Source organism: Streptomyces sp. HUAS 31 (assembly GCF_028198125.1).
In the GTDB taxonomy this organism is placed as follows: Bacteria; Actinomycetota; Actinomycetes; order Streptomycetales; family Streptomycetaceae; genus Streptomyces; species Streptomyces chartreusis.
Map to the genome: position 1 here is coordinate 2352295 of NZ_CP116353.1, position 17592 is coordinate 2369886.

General features: G+C 71.2%; 13 protein-coding genes. 8 read left to right on the plus strand and 5 right to left on the minus strand.

Annotated elements, in window-relative coordinates:
• Window positions 1–347: 347 nt before the first annotated feature.
• The 5 genes from tkt to pgl are packed head-to-tail and all read left to right on the plus strand — an operon-like array spanning window position 348 to window position 7094.
• Window positions 348–2450 (plus strand): transketolase, encoded by a 2103-nt coding sequence (tkt, locus tag PGH47_RS10385; protein WP_271663180.1) that lies wholly within the window; start codon window positions 348–350, stop codon window positions 2448–2450.
• A 34-nt stretch (window positions 2451–2484) separates the two neighbouring features.
• Window positions 2485–3603: a transaldolase gene (gene tal / locus PGH47_RS10390; RefSeq protein WP_271663181.1), complete on the plus strand. Its 1119-nt coding sequence runs from the start codon at window positions 2485–2487 to the stop codon at window positions 3601–3603.
• 4 nt (window positions 3604–3607) lie between these two features.
• The gene (zwf, locus tag PGH47_RS10395) at window positions 3608–5146 is read left to right on the plus strand and encodes a glucose-6-phosphate dehydrogenase (RefSeq protein ID WP_271663182.1); all 1539 of its coding nucleotides are present in this window, start codon (window positions 3608–3610) and stop codon (window positions 5144–5146) included.
• Window positions 5143–6315, plus strand: a complete 1173-nt coding sequence (opcA, locus tag PGH47_RS10400; protein WP_271663183.1) for a glucose-6-phosphate dehydrogenase assembly protein OpcA — start codon at window positions 5143–5145, stop codon at window positions 6313–6315. Before zwf ends, opcA begins: the two co-directional genes overlap by 4 nt.
• Window positions 6312–7094, plus strand: coding sequence for a 6-phosphogluconolactonase (gene pgl, locus PGH47_RS10405; RefSeq protein ID WP_030949896.1), 783 nt, complete (start codon window positions 6312–6314; stop codon window positions 7092–7094). Before opcA ends, pgl begins: the two co-directional genes overlap by 4 nt.
• A gap of 53 nt (window positions 7095–7147) precedes the next feature.
• Here pgl and PGH47_RS10410 read toward each other — a convergent pair whose 3' ends face one another.
• The 5 genes from PGH47_RS10410 to PGH47_RS10430 all read right to left on the minus strand — a co-directional run bounded on the left by PGH47_RS10410 (window position 7148) and on the right by PGH47_RS10430 (window position 13787).
• Entirely contained in the window at window positions 7148–7987 is an 840-nt protein-coding gene (locus tag PGH47_RS10410) for a carbohydrate ABC transporter permease (protein ID WP_271663184.1), read from the minus strand.
• Window positions 7984–9348 carry an ABC transporter permease subunit gene (locus PGH47_RS10415; RefSeq protein ID WP_271663185.1) on the minus strand — a complete coding sequence of 455 codons (1365 nt, stop codon included), beginning with the start codon at window positions 9346–9348 and terminating at the stop codon, window positions 7984–7986. Before PGH47_RS10415 ends, PGH47_RS10410 begins: the two co-directional genes overlap by 4 nt.
• Before the next feature lie 6 nt (window positions 9349–9354).
• The gene (locus tag PGH47_RS10420; RefSeq protein ID WP_271663186.1) at window positions 9355–10686 is read right to left on the minus strand and encodes an ABC transporter substrate-binding protein; all 1332 of its coding nucleotides are present in this window, start codon (window positions 10684–10686) and stop codon (window positions 9355–9357) included.
• A 47-nt stretch (window positions 10687–10733) separates the two neighbouring features.
• Window positions 10734–12359 (minus strand): glycoside hydrolase family 13 protein, encoded by a 1626-nt coding sequence (locus PGH47_RS10425; RefSeq protein ID WP_271663187.1) that lies wholly within the window; start codon window positions 12357–12359, stop codon window positions 10734–10736.
• 159 nt (window positions 12360–12518) lie between these two features.
• On the minus strand, window positions 12519–13787 hold the full coding sequence (locus tag PGH47_RS10430) for an ABC transporter substrate-binding protein (RefSeq protein ID WP_271663188.1): 1269 nt from the start codon (window positions 13785–13787) through the stop codon (window positions 12519–12521).
• Window positions 13788–13912: 125 nt separating this feature from the next.
• Between PGH47_RS10430 and PGH47_RS10435 the strand changes: the two genes are divergently transcribed.
• From PGH47_RS10435 to PGH47_RS10445, 3 genes are all read left to right on the plus strand, one after another.
• Window positions 13913–14428: a PadR family transcriptional regulator gene (locus tag PGH47_RS10435; RefSeq protein ID WP_107907177.1), complete on the plus strand. Its 516-nt coding sequence runs from the start codon at window positions 13913–13915 to the stop codon at window positions 14426–14428.
• Window positions 14425–15225: an ABC transporter ATP-binding protein gene (locus PGH47_RS10440; protein ID WP_376058073.1), complete on the plus strand. Its 801-nt coding sequence runs from the start codon at window positions 14425–14427 to the stop codon at window positions 15223–15225. The genes PGH47_RS10435 and PGH47_RS10440 overlap by 4 nt, the downstream gene beginning before the upstream one ends.
• 66 nt (window positions 15226–15291) lie before the next feature.
• Window positions 15292–17574: an ABC transporter permease gene (locus PGH47_RS10445; protein WP_271663189.1), complete on the plus strand. Its 2283-nt coding sequence runs from the start codon at window positions 15292–15294 to the stop codon at window positions 17572–17574.
• The last annotated feature ends 18 nt before the right edge of the window (window positions 17575–17592 follow it).

Genomic DNA, 17592 nt, shown 5'->3' on the forward strand with positions numbered 1-17592 from the left:
GTGTGAAGTCCCGGTAAAGGCTCGCGCGTACCACGCCACTGTAGACGTTGCCCAGACCCGGACATTCGCGGGGGTGGGGTCGTGTTGGAGGGGGCCGTCCGAAGGGCACGCCGAAGCTCGATTGAGCACCCGGATGAGCGGCTCCGTATTCACTTGCCGAATGCGGAACGTCCCAGTCGGGAGGCACATCCCGGCGACTCCCGGCAGTCTGGAATGAGTCGAAAAAACGCACGTACTTCCGGGGGTAGGCTCGACAACGGCCGGCCGACGCCGAGTACGCCGGCAGCCGGTGGGCCGTGTGCCCGTGACACCGGCAACCGACATGTGGAGAGGAGCCCTGACCCAGGGTGAGCACCAAGCCGACCACCACAGACCTCGAGTGGACCGAGCTGGACCAGCGGGCTGTCGACACCGCCCGCGTCCTGGCCGCCGACGCCGTACAGAAGGTCGGAAACGGCCATCCGGGTACGGCGATGAGCCTGGCCCCCGCCGCCTACACCCTCTTCCAGAAGGTGATGCGGCATGACCCCGCGGACGCCGAGTGGGTCGGTCGCGACCGCTTCGTGCTGTCCGCGGGCCACTCGTCCCTGACCCTCTACACCCAGCTGTACCTGGCCGGCTTCGGTCTGGAGCTGGACGACCTGAAGGCCTTCAGGACGTGGGGTTCGAAGACCCCGGGCCACCCGGAGTACGGCCACACCACGGGCGTCGAGACGACGACCGGACCGCTGGGCCAGGGCGTCGCCAACGCCGTCGGCATGGCGATGGCCGCCCGCTACGAGCGCGGTCTGTTCGACCCGGAGGCCGCCCCGGGCACCTCCCCCTTCGACCACTTCGTCTTCGCCATCGCCGGTGACGGCTGCCTCCAGGAGGGCATCTCCGGCGAGGCGTCCTCGCTGGCCGGCCACCAGAAGCTCGGCAACCTGGTCCTGCTGTGGGACGACAACCACATCTCGATCGAGGGCGACACCGAGACGGCCGTCTCCGAGGACGTCTGCAAGCGGTACGAGGCGTACGGCTGGCATGTGCAGCGGATCGCCCCGAAGCCGGACGGCGACCTCGACCCGCACGCCGTCTACGACGCGATCGAGGCCGCGAAGCAGGTGACGGACAAGCCGTCCTTCATCGCGATGCGCTCGATCATCGCCTGGCCCGCCCCGAACGCGCAGAACACCGAGGCCGCCCACGGCTCGGCGCTCGGCGACGACGAGGTCGCGGCCACCAAGCGCGTCCTCGGCTTCGACCCGGAGCAGTCCTTCGAGGTCGCCGACGAGGTCATCGCCCACACCCGCGGCGCCCTCGAGCGCGGCCAGGCGGCCCGGGCCGTGTGGGAGAAGTCCTTCCAGCAGTGGCGGGACAACAACCCCGAGCGCGCCGCGGAGTTCGACCGCATCAGCAAGGGCGAGCTGCCCACCGGCTGGGAGGAGAAGCTCCCGGTCTTCGAGCCCGGCAAGGGCGTCGCCACCCGCGCCGCGTCCGGCAAGGTGCTCCAGGCGCTCGGCGCGGTCGTCCCGGAGCTGTGGGGTGGCTCGGCCGACCTGGCCGGCTCCAACAACACGACGATCGACAAGACGTCGTCGTTCCTGCCGGCGGACAACCCGCTGCCGGAGGCCGACCCGTACGGCCGCACGATCCACTTCGGCATCCGCGAGCACTCCATGGCCGCGGAGATGAACGGCATCACCCTGCACGGCAACACCCGTGTCTACGGCGGTACGTTCCTCGTCTTCTCCGACTACATGCGCAACGCCGTCCGGCTGTCGGCGCTGATGCACCTGCCGGTGACGTACGTCTGGACGCACGACTCCATCGGTCTGGGTGAGGACGGCCCGACCCACCAGCCGATCGAGCACCTTGCGTCGCTGCGCGCCATCCCCGGTCTCAACGTGGTCCGCCCGGCGGACGCCAACGAGACCGCGATCGCCTGGCGCGAGATCCTCAAGCGCTACACGAAGGAGTTCGGCAAGGGTGCCCCGCACGGGCTCGCGCTGACCCGTCAGGGCGTGCCCACGTACGAGGCCAACGAGGACACCGTGCGCGGCGGTTACGTGATGTTCGAGGCCGAAGGGCCCTCTGGGCAGAGCGCCGCGCCGCAGGTCGTCCTCATCGCGACCGGCTCCGAGGTGCACGTGGCCGTCGAGGCGCGCGAGCGGCTCCAGGCCGACGGCGTGCCGACGCGGGTCGTGTCCATGCCCTCGGTGGAGTGGTTCGAGGAGCAGGACCAGGGGTACCGGGACAGCGTTCTGCCGCCGGCCGTCAAGGCGCGGGTGGCGGTCGAGGCCGGTATCGGTCTGACCTGGCACAAGTACGTCGGGGACGCGGGTCGCATCGTTTCCCTGGAGCACTTCGGTGCTTCGGCCGACGGCAAGGTCCTTTTCCGGGAGTACGGCTTCACTGCCGAGAACGTGGCGGCCGTCGCGCGGGAATCCCTCGCCGCGGCCCAGCGCTGACGCTCACATACGAGACGTAGGAGTTTGATTTTCCATGACAGACGCACTCAAGCGCCTCTCCGAGGAAGGCGTCGCGATCTGGCTGGACGACCTGTCGCGCCAGCGCATCACATCCGGCAACCTCGCCGAGCTGATCGACCAGCAGCACGTCGTGGGTGTCACGACCAACCCGTCGATCTTCCAGAAGGCGATCAGCGGCGGTGACGGCTACGAGCAGCAGGTCGCCGACCTCGCCGCCCGCAAGGTCACCGTCGAAGAGGCCATCCGCATGATCACCACGGCGGACGTCCGCGACGCCGCCGACATCCTGCGCCCGGTCTTCGACGCCACCGGCGGCCAGGACGGCCGGGTCTCCATCGAGGTCGACCCGCGGCTCGCGCACAACACGCGTGCGACCGTCGCCGAGGCCAAGCAGCTGGCCTGGCTGGTCGACCGTCCGAACACCCTGATCAAGATCCCGGCCACCAAGGCGGGTCTCCCGGCGATCACCGAGGTCGTGGGCCTCGGCATCAGCGTCAACGTGACGCTGATCTTCTCGCTGGAGCGCTACCGCGAGGTCATGGACGCCTACCTGGCCGGTCTGGAGAAGGCCAAGGAGCGCGGGCTCGACCTGTCGCTCATCCGTTCGGTGGCGTCCTTCTTCGTGTCCCGGGTGGACACCGAGATCGACAAGCGCCTCGACGCGCTCGGCACCGACGAGGCCAAGGCCGCGCGCGGCAAGGCCGCCGTCGCCAACGCCCGGCTCGCCTACCAGGCGTACGAGGAGGTCTTCTCCTCGGACCGCTGGAGCGCGCTGGAGAACGCGGGCGCCAACAAGCAGCGTCCGCTGTGGGCGTCGACCGGCGTGAAGGACCCGGCCTACAAGCCGACCCTTTACGTCGACGACCTGGTCGCCCCGAACACGGTCAACACCATGCCCGAGGCCACCCTCCAGGCCACGGAGGAGAAGGGCGAGATCACCGGCAACACCGTCGCCGGCACCTACGAGCAGGCCCGTGCGGACCTCGACGCGGTCGAGCGCCTGGGCATCTCGTACGACGACGTGGTGCAGCTGCTGGAGGACGAGGGCGTCGAGAAGTTCGAGGCGTCCTGGAACGACCTGCTCAAGTCGACCGAGGCGGAGCTGGAGCGCCTCGCCCCCTCGGAGGGCTGATCCCTTGCCACCCTTTACCGTCACTGAAGCGAACCCGCTTCGTGACGCCGCCGACCGACGGCTCCCGCGCATCGCGGGGCCGTCGGGCCTGGTGATCTTCGGCGTTACGGGCGATTTGTCACGGAAAAAGCTCATGCCCGCCGTGTACGACCTCGCCAACCGGGGTCTGCTGCCGCCGGGCTTCTCGCTGGTCGGCTTCGCCCGCCGCGAGTGGGCCAACGAGGACTTCGCGCAGGAGGTCCACGACGCGGTCAAGGCACACGCCCGCACGCCGTTCCGCGAGGAGGTCTGGCAGCAGCTCATCCAGGGGATGCGCTTCGTGCAGGGCACCTTCGACGACGACGACGCCTTCGAGCGGCTGCGCGCCACCATCGACGAGCTGGACAAGGCCCAGGGCACGGGCGGCAACTTCGCCTTCTACCTGTCGGTGCCGCCGCGCTCGTTCCCGGTGGTCATCCAGCAGCTGAAGAAGCACGGCCTCGCCGACCAGTCCTCCGGCTCCTGGCGCCGCGCGGTCATCGAGAAGCCCTTCGGGCACGACCTGAAGTCGGCCGAGGAGCTCAACAAGGTCGTCCACGAGGTCTTCGCCCCGGACCAGGTCTTCCGGATCGACCACTACCTGGGCAAGGAGACCGTCCAGAACATCCTGGCGCTGCGCTTCGCCAACACGATGTTCGAGCCGATCTGGAACCGGTCCTTCGTGGACCACGTGCAGATCACCATGGCCGAGGACATCGGCATCGGCGGCCGGGCCGGGTACTACGACGGCATCGGCGCCGCCCGTGACGTCATCCAGAACCACCTCCTCCAGCTGATGGCCCTGACGGCCATGGAGGAGCCCGCCTCCTTCGACGCGGACGCGCTGGCCGCCGAGAAGACCAAGGTGCTCGGCGCCGTGCGGCTGCCGAAGGACCTGGGCCGGGACACCGTGTTCGCGCAGTACGCGGCCGGCTGGCAGGGCGGCGAGAAGGCGGTCGGCTACCTCCAGGAGGAGGGCACCGACGCCAAGTCGAAGACCGACACCTACGCCGCGATCAAGCTGGGGATCGACAACCGCCGCTGGGCGGGTGTCCCCTTCTATCTGCGCACCGGCAAGCGGCTGGGCCGCCGGGTCACCGAGATCGCGGTGGTCTTCCAGCGAGCCCCGCACTCCCCCTTCGACACGACGGCCACCGAGGAGCTGGGCCAGAACGCGATCGTGATCCGCGTCCAGCCCGACGAGGGCGTCACGGTCCGCTTCGGCTCCAAGGTGCCCGGCACCTCCATGGAGATCCGGGACGTGTCGATGGACTTCGCCTACGGCGAGTCCTTCACGGAGTCCTCGCCCGAGGCGTACGAGCGACTGATCCTCGACGTCCTGCTCGGCGACTCCAACCTCTTCCCGCGCACCGAGGAGGTCGAGCTGTCCTGGAAGATCCTCGACCCGATCGAGGAGTACTGGGACTCGCACGGCAGGCCCGCCCAGTACCCGTCCGGTACCTGGGGCCCCGTCGAGGCGGACGAAATGCTCGAGCGAGACGGACGGAGCTGGCGCCGGCCATGAAGATAGACCTCACGGACACCACGGCCAGCAAGATCAACAAGGCGCTGGTGCAGGGGCGGCGGGCCATCGGCACGCCGGCCGTCGGCATGGTGCTCACGCTGGTCATCGTCACGGACGAGGAGAACGCGTACGACGCGCTCAAGGCCGCCAGCGACGCCTCGCGCGAGCACCCCTCGCGCACGCTGGTGGTCATCAAGCGGGTCTCGCGCTCGCCGCGCGACCGTACGACATCCCGGCTGGACGCCGAGGTGCGGGTGGGCGCGGACGCGGGCACCGGTGAGACGGTGATCCTGCGGCTGTACGGCGAGGTGTCCGAACATGCCCAGTCCGTCGTCCTCCCCCTGCTGCTGCCGGACGCCCCGGTGGTGGTCTGGTGGCCGGTGACCGCGCCGCTCGACCCGGCGAACGACCCGCTGGGCGCGCTGGCCCAGCGCCGGGTGACCGACACCTACGCCTCGGAGCAGCCGGTACGGGAGCTGTCGTCCCGCGCCGACGCCTACACCCCGGGCGACACCGACCTGTCCTGGACCCGGATCACGCCGTGGCGCTCGATGCTCGCGGCGGCTCTGGACCAGGTGGTCTGCGAGGTGAAGGCCGTCGAGGTGGAGGGCGAGGAGTTCAACCCGAGCTGTGAGCTGCTGGCGATGTGGCTCGCGGACCGGCTGGACGTCCCCGTGAAGCGGTCGCTGTCGTCGGGCCCCGGCCTGACGGCGGTCCGTATGGACACCGACTGCGGCCCGATCGTGCTCGACCGGGCGGACGGCTCCCTTGCGACCCTGTCCATCCAGGGCCAGCCGGACCGTGCCGTGGCGCTGAAGCGGCGCGAGACGGCCGAGCTGATCGCGGAGGAGCTGCGCCGGCTCGACCCGGACGACACCTACGCCTCCGCGCTGCGCTTCGGCGTGGAGCGGCTGAACTCGATGCCGGCCTCATCGGTCAGGGGCGCCGAGGCGGCCGTGGCCAAGGCGGAGCAGGCCGTGGCACTGGCCCAGGCCGCCGTGGCCCGGGTCGGTGAGCCGGCGGCTCGGGAAGCGCAGGCCGAGGGGGCGTCTCCGGCCAAAGGAGAACCGGCCGGAGAGCCCGCCCAGGCAGCTGCGCAAGCATCCGGGAAAGAAGCGGCGGCGCAGGAAGTGACGGCGCAGGGCACCAAGAAGGCGGCGGCGAAGTGAGTACTCCGCAGCTCGTCGTGCACCACGACAAGGAGCTGATGGCCCAGGCCGCGGCGGCCCGCCTGATCACGAAGATCGTGGACGCGCAGGCCTCCCGGGGCTCGGCGTCCGTGGTCCTCACGGGCGGCCGCAACGGCAACGGCCTGCTGGCCGCGCTGGCGGCGGCCCCCGCGCGGGACGCCATCGACTGGGGCCGTCTCGACCTGTGGTGGGGCGACGAGCGGTTCCTCGCCGAGGGCGACCCCGACCGCAATGTCACGCAGGCCCGCGAGGCACTGCTGGACGCGGTGCCGCTGGATCCGAAGCGGGTGCACGCCATGCCCGCCTCGGACGGCCCGTTCGGCTCGGACGTGGAGGCGGCGGCCGCCGCCTACGCGGAGGAGCTGGCCAGGGCGGCCGGCCCGGAGAACCACGGGGCGGTCCCCACCTTCGACGTCCTGATGCTGGGCGTGGGCCCCGACACCCACGTGGCCTCCCTGTTCCCGGAACTGCCCGCGGTACGGGAGACCCAGCGCACGGTCGTCGGAGTGCACGGCGCCCCGAAGCCCCCGCCGACCCGTGTCACCCTCACGCTCCCCGCGATCCGCGCGGCGCGTGAGGTGTGGCTGCTGGCGGCGGGCGAGGACAAGGCCCAGGCCGCGGCGATCGCCCTGTCGGGCGCGGGCGAGATCCAGGCCCCGGCGGCGGGCGCCCGCGGCCGTTCCAGGACCCTGTGGCTTCTGGACTCGGCGGCGGCTTCACAGCTGCCTAGGTCGCTGTATCCACCGGCGTCACCCTGATCGCCGTTTCGGGCCCTCACTTCACCGCGAAGTGAGGGCCCGAAACGTGTGGGCTACTTGACCGAGCCCGCCATGACCCCCTGCACGAAGTGCCGCTGGAAGGCGAAGAACACGACCACCGGCACCACCAGGGAGACGAACGCGCCGGGTGCGAGGACGTCGATGTTGCTGCCGAACTGCCGTATCTGGGACTGGAGTTCCACGGTGAGCGGCTGTGCGGAGCTGTCGGCGAAGAGCAGGGCCACCAGCATGTCGTTCCACACCCAGAGGAACTGGAAGATGGCCAGCGAGGCGATCGCCGGGCGTCCGACGGGCAGCACCAGGCGGGTGAAGATCCGCCACTCGCTGCCGCCGTCCATGCGTGCCGCCTCCAGCATCTCCTTCGGCATCTCGGCGAAGTAGTTCCGCAGCAGGAACACCGCGAACGGCAGCCCGTACGCCACATGGAAGAGGACCACGCCGGGAATCGTGCCGAACAGCCCCAGCTGGCCGAAGAGTTTGGCCACCGGGAGCAGGCCGATCTGCACGGGCACCACGAGCAGCGCCACGACGAGAAGGAAGAGCGCCTCGCGGCCGGGGAAGTCCAGCCAGGCGAAGGCGTATCCGGCGAGGGCCGCGAGGACGACCACCAGCAGGGTCGTCGGCACCGAGATCAGCACGGTGTTCCAGAAGGCCTGGCTGATGCCGGCGTTCCCCAGCAGCGCCGAGTAGTTGTCGAAGGACAGCTGGCCGGGGCTGGTGAACACCGTCCACCAGCCGCCGCTCGCCGACTCCTCGGCGGATCGCAGGGAGGAGAGGAACAACCCCGCCAGCGGGGTCAGCCACACCAGCCCGATCACCACCAGGAACGCCTGGACCAGGGAGTTGCCCAGGGCCCGCCTGACCGCGTTCATCGCTGACTCCTTCGGAAGCGGCGGACGTTGAAGACCATCGCCGGGATGACCAGCAGCAGGAGCAGGACGCCCAGCGCGCTGCCCAGGCCCTGGTTGTTGCCGCCGCCGAACGACACCAGCCACATCTGTGTCGCGAGTACGGTCGCGTCCTCCTGCACCGGACCGGGCGCGATGATGTAGACGAGGTCGAAGACCTTCATCACGTTGATGACGAGGGTGACGAAGACGACGGTCAGGACCGGTGCGAGCAGCGGCACCGTGATCCGCCGGAAGATCTGCCACTCGTTCGCGCCGTCCATCCGCGCCGCCTCCAGCGCGTCCCGGGGCAGCGTCGACAGACCCGCGCCGATCAGGACCATCGCGAAGCCGGTCCAGATCCACAGGTACGCCCCGATGATCGCCGGTGTCACGAGCGTCGGCCCGAGCCAGGAGATGCCCTCGTAGGGGGCGGCGAAGTTCGACGCCGGGAGCTTCACCATGTACGAGCCGTCGTCCAGCCCCTCGAAGCGGAAGGAGCCGTCGGACGCGGTGGTCGCGGTGGCGACGGTCTTCCCGGCCCGCGAGGCCTCGACCGTCATCTCCGGCAGCCCGTTCTCGCGCCGGTCGACCTTGCCCTGCTCCCCTCCCCCGCCGGGCGTGAAGTCGAGGTACACGACGCCCCGCAGCTCACCGGGGCCCGCCTTCTGCCCCGCCGCCGTGAACGCCGGTTCGGTGCCGTCGGGCAGGTCGTCGGGCAGGACACCGACCAGTCCGAGCGCGAGAGCGTCACCCGGGGACACGCCGGCGCTGGTGCGGTACGAGCCGTCCGGGTCCTTGGTCAGTCCCTGTCCGTCGCGTGCCCGGGCCGTCGGATAGGTCGACGTGCCCTGGAAGGCGTCGTGCACGGAGACGGCCGCCGCGTTCAGCACGCCCTTGTCGGGGTCCTCGTCGTAGGCGAGGCGGAAGATGATGCCGGCGGCGAGGAAGGACACGGCCATCGGCATGAACAGCAGCAGCTTGAACGCCGTCGCCCAGCGGACCTTCTCCACCAGCACGGCCAGGATCAGACCGAGGCCGGTGAGCAGGGCCGGGGCCACCACGACCCAGATCGTGGTGTTGCGGATGGCCTTGAGGGTGGCCGGGTCGCGGAACATCTCGGTGTAGTTCTCGCCGCCGACGAAACGGGTGCCGGAGGCGTCGAAGAAGCTGCGCCCGACGGAGAACAGCACGGGATAGACGACCAGCGCGCCCAGCAGGAGCAGCGCGGGGAAGACGAAGAGGAGGGCGACGATCCGCGCGCGCCGCCGCGAGCGCCGGGCACGTTCCCTGCCCGGGCTCGCGGCGGCCCCCGGGCCCGCCTCCTTGACGAGAGTGGCGGTCATGTCAGGTCAGCCCTGGCCCTGGTACGCCTTGGCCGCCGCGGCCTCCAGCTTCGCCGCGGTCCCCTTCGGGTCGGACGGGTCGCGCAGGAAGTCCTGGAGGAGCTTCCACTCGCCCGCGCCCTTGGTGCCGCCGAACGCCGCCGGGGCCTGGTCGGACATGTCGAAGCGGACCGAGTCACCCGCGGAGACGAGGGACTTGGCGGTCGCGCGGGTGACGTCGTCGCCGTACGAGGCGAGGTCGACGTTCTTGTTCGGGGAGAGGAAGCCGCCGGCCTCGGCCCAGACCGCCGCGGCCTCCGGCGTCGCCAGGTACTCCAGGAGCGCCATGCCGGCCTTCTGGTTCTTGCCGTCCTTCAGGACCACGGCCGCGTCACCGCCGCTGACCACGGGCGCCTTGCCGCCTCCGACCGCCGGGAACGGGAAGAAGTTCGCGTCCTCGCCGATCTTCTTGCCGAACTGGTCCTTGGCGACGCCCGCGACGAAGTCGCCCTCGTAGACCATGCCCGCCTCGGGCTTCGGCCCGAACACCTTCTCCACCGAGCCCGGGAAGTCGGTGTTGAGGGCGCCCTTCTGGCCGCCCGCTATCAGCTGCTTGTCCTTGAACAGCTTGCCGAGGGTGGTGAGCGCCTCGACCACGGAGGCGTCCGTCCACTTCAGCTCGTGCGCGGCGAGGGCGTCGTACTTCTCGGGTCCGGCCTGGGAGAGGTAGACATTCTCGAACCAGTCGGTCAGGGTCCAGCCGTCCTGTCCGGCGACCGAGAAGGCGGCGAGGCCGGAGTCGGAGACGGTCTGTCCGGCCTTCAGCATGTCGTCGTAACTCTTCGGCGCCTCGACGCCGGCCTGCGCGAGGGCGTCGGGGCTGTACCAGACGGTCGACTTGTGGGCGGCCTTGAAGTAGAGGCCGTAGAGGGTGCCGTCGACGCTGCCGTAGTTCTTCCACACGGGGGCGAAGTTGCCGTCGACGGACTTCTGGGCGGCGCCGGACAGCGGCTTGAGCCAGCCGTTCTGCGCGAACTGCTTCAGGACGCCGACCTGCGGGACCATCACCACGTCGGGGGCGTTGCCGCCCTCGATCTTGCTGCCGACGACGGTGGAGACGTTGTCGCCGGTGGAGGTGAACTGGGTCTTGGCGCCGGTCTTCTCGGTGAAGGCGTCCAGCACCTTCTGGAAGTTCTTCTGCTCGCTGCCGGACCAGACACCGGCCACGTTGACCGTCTGGCCGTCGAGCGCCTTGTCGCCGCCGCCGGCGGAGACGTCGCCGCCGCCGCAGGCGGTCGCGCCGAGCGCCAGGACGAGAGCGGTGCAGCCGGTGAGCAGGGTGGTACGTCGTCGCATCATCGTTGATGTCCCTTCGGGGATGGGGAGTTGACGGAGGTCGGGAGAAGTCAGCGGTCGTTGATCCACCAGGCGGCGGTGGAGCCGGGCAGTACGCCGGCGGGGCAGGGGCCGCTGGACAGCAGGGGGGTGCCGGAGACGGGCGCGGCGGTCGGCGCCGTGCCGAAGTTGACGGCGCAGACCACGCCGTCGCCGCGCTCGAAGGCGAGGACGCCGGGCGGGCTGTCGAGCCAGCGCAGCGAGCCCTCGCCCAACTGCGGCAGTCCGGCCCGCAGTTGGAGACCGTCGCGGTACAGGTGCCAGAAGGAGCGGGTGTCGGAGAGGGCGCGGTCGGTGGCGTACTCGGCGAAGTACTCCGGCTGCGGCAGCCACGGCTTGGCGCTCTCCGCACCGGAGGTGAAGCCGAAGGGCGAGGCCTGTCCCGACCACGGCAGCGGCACCCGGCAGCCGTCGCGGATCCGGGCCCGGCTGCCGGTGCGGCGGAAGATCGGGTCGGTGAGCACGTCGTCGGGCAGATCGACGACCTCGGGCAGCCCCAGCTCCTCGCCCTGGTAGATGTACGCGGCTCCGGGCAGCGCCAGCATCAGCAGCGCGGCGGCGCGGGCGCGGGCGGCGCCGAGGCCGCTGCCCCCGGTGGCGGGCTCGCCGTAGCGGGTGACCGTGCGGACCTGGTCGTGGTTGTTGAGGACCCAGGTGACCGTCGAGCCCGTGCCGGCGATGTCCTGCATGGCCTCGGAGATGACCTTGCGGAAGGCGTCGGCCTCCCAGGGCGCGCTGAGCAGGTCGAAGAAGAACGCCTGGTGGAGTTCGTCGGAGCGGACGTACAGGGCGTGCTCGCGGGCGGTCGGGACGGAGACCTCGCCGACGAGGAGACGTTCCTGGCCGTCGCGGGCGGTGTACTCCTCGCATATGGAGCGCCACTGGCGCCACACCGCGTGCACCTCGGGCTGGTTCCAGGCGAGCGGGTTGACCGAGTCGCGGGTGCGGGCGTCGGCCTCCGGGTCGTCGGAGTCGGGCAGTTCCGGGTGCTTGAAGAGTCCGGCGGCGACGTCGATGCGGAAGCCGTCGACGCCCCTGTCCAGCCAGAACCGCAGGACCCGGTCGAACTCGGCGCCGACCTCGGGGTTGCGCCAGTTCCAGTCGGGCTGCTCGGGCGTGAACATGTGCAGGTACCACTGGCCGGCCTGCCCGTCCGCCTCGGTCACCCGGCTCCACGCCGGGCCGCCGAACATCGCGTGCCAGTTGTTGGGCGGCTCGGAGCCGTCGGCGCCGCGGCCGTCGGCGAAGTGGAAGCGGGCACGGGCCTCGCTGCCGGGCTCGGCGTTCAGCGCCTCCTCGAACCACCGGTGCTCGCTGGAGCAGTGGTTGGGGACGATGTCGAGCAGCACCTTGATCCCGAGCCGCCGGGCCGCGGCGACCAGCAGGTCGAACTCGGCGAGGTCGCCGAAGAGCGGGTCGACGTCGCAGTAGTCGGCCACGTCGTAGCCGTGGTCGTGCTGCGGGGAGGGGTAGAAGGGGCTCAGCCAGATCCCGTCGACCCCGAGCTTCTTGAGGTAGGGCAGCCCCGCGCGGACCCCTGCGAGGTCGCCGACACCGTCGCCGGTGCTGTCGAGGAAGCTGCGGACGTAGACCTGGTAGATCACCGCGTCACGCCACCAGTGGTACTTACTCAGCATGCATGCATGTTAAGTAGCCGTTTCCGGAGGGTGTCAATGAACTGGACGCAAGCTACCGAACAGTTGACCTGGCAAACCAGGACATACAAGGGCGCTACGAGAGGGGATGAGATGCTGCCGTTACCTAACAGGTAACTACTCGACCTGGGGAATGACCGCTCAGCGCGCGACGGCGTCGAGCTCGCGCGCCAGCCGGCGCACCGCGGCCTCGGGCGTCTCGCGCCCGGTCATCGCGTCGTGCACGATCGCCTGCACCACCAGGCTCACCTGGCCGTAGCGCGGGCTCTTGGGGCGCGGCGCGGCCGTGCGCACGCTCTCGCGCAGGGTCGGCAGATACGGGAACTCCCGCACCAGCGCCGGATCCTCGTACAGGTCGGCCCGCACGGGCGGCAGCGCGCCACGCGTGAGGACCTGCCGCTGGACGCGCTCGCTGGTCAGATACGCGAGCAGCCGCGCGGCGGAGTCGGGGTGCCGGGCATGCGTGCTGACGGCCAGGTTGGAGCCGCCCAGCACACTGGTCCCGGGCCCGTCCGGCCCCGGCAGCGGTACGGCGCCGATCTTCCCGGCGACGGGCGACCCCGCGGCCGAGGCGCCGACGTAGGCGTACGGCCAGTTGCGGAGGAACAGCAGGCGCCCGTCCTGGAAGGCCTGCTTGGACTCCTCCTCCTTGTAGGTGAGCGCCCGTTTCGGGATCCAGCCCTCGCGCACACCCCGCGCGAGGAAGTCGATGCCGTCACGGGCCGCCATCGAGTTGACGGTGACCCGCTCGCCCTCGTCTCCGAGGATCGAGCCGCCCGCCGAGTAGACGGCCTCGGCAGCGTTCACGGTGAGGCCCTCGTACGGCAGGAACTGGCCCGCGTAGCCGTCGAGGCCGTACTTCGGGGCGACGGTCTTCGCCTGTTTCTCCAGCTCGGCCCAGGTGCGCGGCGGGTCGAGGCCCTCCTTGGCGAGGATGTCCTTGCGATAGAGGAGCAGGCCGGCGTTGGTGACGTACGGGACCGCGTACAGCTGTCCGTCGTAGGTCGCCGTGTCCACGACCGGTGGCAGGAAGGTGTCCAGCGGGAAGCGGTCGCGGGCGAGCGGGCGGATCCAGCCGTGCGCCGCGAACTCCGAGGTCCAGCTGACGTCGATGTTGAGGATGTCGAAGCGGCTGCGGTCGCCGCCACGCAGATCGGTGGTCATCTGCGCGTGGGTCTCGTCGGCGGAGTCGGGCAGCTCGACGAGGGTGACCTTCTCGCCGGGGTGAGTGCGGTTCCAGCCCTCCAGCACGGAGCCGAGATAGCCGGTGAGGTCGCCGGCGGTGGCGAGGGTCATCGGCCCCCGGCCTCCCGCGGGACCCTCGTCGGCACGGGCGCCGGAGGCGACGTAGCCGGTCAGGATCACGACGAGGACGAGAAGGCCCCTACCCGCGGCGTGGATCCACCGCATAGGTTCCTCCCTGTACACCTGGCACCGGGCGTCTTCGTCCGGAGTCAGAGGCCATGTATACCTGTTAGGTATGCGCGATACTAGGGCCTGCGGCACATTACTCGGGATGTGGGAGGAGAGCACGAGTGCGGCTGCCCCTCCTGGCCCTGCTGGCGCGCGGCCCGGCGCACGGATACGAGCTCAAGCAGGACCTTGAGGTACTGCTGGGCTCCGCGTACCCTCAGCCGAACGTCGGCCAGATCTATGTGACCCTCGGCCGTCTCGAGAAATCGGGACTGATAGAGGGCGAGGACGTCGAGCAGTCGAGCCGGCCCAACAAGAAGGTCTACCACCTCACCGACGCCGGGCGTGAGGCGCTGCGCGCCTGGTTCGAGGAGACCGAGGACGAGCCGCGGGTGCGGGACGAGTTCTTCATGAAGCTGGCCGTCGCCCCGCAGACCGGTCTCGCCGACCAGATCGCCCTCATCAACAAGCAACGGCGTCAGTACCTGAACACCATGCGTCAACTGTCGAAGCTGGCCGCCGCCGAAGACCGGGACAACCGCATCGCCCATCTGCTGATCGAGGGCGCGATGCTGCACCTTCAGGCCGACCTCGACTGGCTGGAGCGGTGCCAGGAAGAGCTGGAGGAGCTGGAGTGAGCGACGATTCCGCTCCCGTGCTGCGCGCCGACGGTCCCACGGAGGCCGACGAGCGTCCCGCGCTGCGTGCCGAGGCCCTGGTCAAGACGCATTACGGCGAGGGCGCTCCGGCGCATGCCGTGCGCGGTGTGGATCTCTCCGTCCGACGCGGCGAGTTCGTGGCCGTCACCGGTCCGTCCGGTGCCGGCAAGTCGACCCTGCTGCATCTGCTGGGCGGGTTGCAGCGGCCGGACAGCGGCGGCATCTGGCTGGACGGCGAGTGCGCGGACCGCTGGAGCGAGGCCCGCTGGTCGGTGGAGCGCAGGAAGCGCATCGGGATCGTCTTCCAGTTCTTCAACCTGGTCTCCAACCTCTCCGTCGCCGACAACGTCGAGCTGCCCGCCCTGCTGGCCGGCGTACCGCCGAAGCGGGCCCGTGCCGAGCGCACGGAGCTGCTGGCCGAGCTGGGACTCACCGGCAAGGAGCGCAGCATGCCGGGCGAGCTGTCCGGCGGTGAGCAGCAGCGGGTGGCGCTGGCCCGGGCACTGGTGAACCGGCCGCCGCTGCTGCTGGCCGACGAACCCGCCGGCAGCCTGGACAGCAAGGGCACCCGCGAGGTGATGCGGCTGCTGTCCCGCTTCCACCAGCGGGGTCAGACGATCGTGCTGGTCACGCATGACGCCCGGCTGGCGAGCGCCGCGGACCGGGTGATCAGCTTCTTCGACGGCCGAATAGCCGACGACGCCGAACTGGACGCCGGCCCGCCGCCGCGCCGCGCGGGCACCTCGGGCGTGCTGGAGCTGGAGCTCAGGGACTGAGATGCGGGTGTACGAGCACTTCTCCCACGATCTTCTCGCTGCCGCCGGGCCGAGGGGCTGAGGCCCGTGCGAGCCACCCTGCGCTGGGCGCACTCCGATCTGCGTACGCACCGCGGCGAGGCCCTGTTCCTCGTGCTGGCCACGGCCGGCATCGTCGTCTCGCTGCTGCTGGCCACGGCCCTCTTCGGCTACGCAACCAACCCCTGGCAGCGCGTCTTCACACAGGCGCGCGGCGCCCACGTATGGCTGCACACCGGCGCCGCGGCCGACTCCGCGAAGTTGGCGGACCTCGACGGCGTCGAGTCCGTCGCGGGCCCCTACCCCACCGCGTCCACCACGCTCGCCTCCCGCGGCACCCGCGCCTCGGTCGAGCTGCGCGGCACACCCGAGCGCCCCGCCGTCGGCCGCCCGCTGCTGACCTCCGGCCACTGGCTGGACCCGGCGAACCCGGACGGCGTGGTCCTGGAGAGCCGGCTGGCCCGCGCCCTGCTGGCCGCCCCCGGCGACACCCTCACCCTGCCCGGCACCGGCCGGTCCCTGACCGTTCTCGGCATCGCCGACAGCGCCGAGCCCCGCTACCGGGCCGGCGAGCAGGCGGGCCTCGTCTGGGCGCCGCCGTCCGCCGTGCGCAACCCGGGCGGCCAGGTGATCGGGTTGCGCCTGACCGACCCCGACGACACCGACTACGCCGTCCAGCGCGCCGTGACGGTGCTGGGCGCCGGCGCGGTCAGCGAGGTCTCCACCTGGAAGCAGGCCCGCGCCGAGGCACAGGGCGACAACCGGCTGCTCGGGCAGGTGCTGGGACTGTTCGGTCTCGGCGCGCTGGTCGCGGCCGGGCTCGCCGTGCACGGAGCGATCGGCACCCGGATCCGCGGCCATCTGCGGGACATCTCCGTGCTGAAGGCCATCGGCTTCACCCCTGGTCAGGTGGTCCGGGTCTTCGTGCTCCAGCACCTGGCCTTCGCGCTGCTGGGCGCCGTGGCCGCGGCCACCGTCATCCAAGCCCTGGGCAGCCGCATACCGGGGCGGCTCGGGGACGCGGTCGGCGTGTGGCACGGGTTGCCCGGGCACACGGTGGCGCTGTTCGCGGTGCCGGTGGGGGCGGTGCTGTTCATCGGCGCGACCACGGGACTCGCGGCGTGGCGGGCGGGGCGGGTGCCTCCGGTGCCGGTGCCGCGGCGTGCGGCTCCGCTGGGCGGGCGGCTCTCGGGTGCGGCCAGGCAGGCGCTCGGGCTGCGGCTGCCGCCCGCGCTGGTCCTGGGCTGGCACCAGGCGTTCAACCGGCGCCCGAGGTCATTGGCCACGGTCGCCCGGCTGGCGCTGCCGCTGCTGCTGATCGTGGTGGCGATGAGCGCGTGGACCACCATCGACCGCTTCGACAGCCGGCCCGAGCAGGTCGGCCTGGCGACCTCGCTGAGCGTCCACACCGAGGCCGGACTGGCCGACGGGGACGCCCGTACGCTGCTGGAACGCGACCCGCAGGTCGCCGCCGCCTACCCGGGCGTCGAGGTGGCCGCCCTGGTCCCCGGCCAGACGGCCACGATCGCCCTGCGCGGCCTCGGCACCCACCAGGACCCCTTCCCGTACGCCCTCGCCGAGGGCCGCGCCGCGCAGGGCCGCGACGAGGCGGTCGCCGGCCAGGGGCTGCTGGACCTGCTGAACGCGCAGGTCGGCGACTGGGTCCGGATGACCGTCGGCGACCAGCCGCAGATCCTGCACATCGTGGGCCGCAGCATCGAACCGGAGAACGCCGGCCGGGTCATCTCCACCTCCCTCGACACCCTGCGCGAGAACGACCCCGGCCTCGGCCCCACCCTCTACGAACTGCGGCTGCGCCCCGGCGCGGACCCGGCCGAGGTCGCCGACCGGCTGGCCGACGCCGGGCAGGGACGCCTGGACGTGCACGCCGTGCCGAATCCCGCCGACGGGCTCTCGCCCCTGCGCGGTGTCGTCCTGGGCCTGATCGCCGTCCTCGCCCTCATCGGGCTCATCGAGCTGCTGACCGCGATCGGCGGCACCGTCCGCGAGGGCGAGCGCGACCTGCTGGCCCTGAAGGCCATCGGCCTCTCGCCCCGCCAGATCACCGCGATCACCGTCACCTCCACCGCCTGCACCGCCCTGGCCGCGGTCGTCATCGGCACGGCCCTGGGCACACCCCTCGCGCACTGGCTGATCGACACCCAGGGCCGATCGAGCGGCATCGGCGCCGGCATCGCCCAGGGGCCGTCCCCCGCGCTGCTGCTCCTGCTCGGCACGGCGGCGGTCACCGGCGCGGCCGCCCTCGCCGCGGTCCCGGCCTCCCGCGCGGCCCGCCGCCGCCTCGCGGACACCCTGAGCGCGGTCGCCTGACCGACGGCCGCGGCGGCC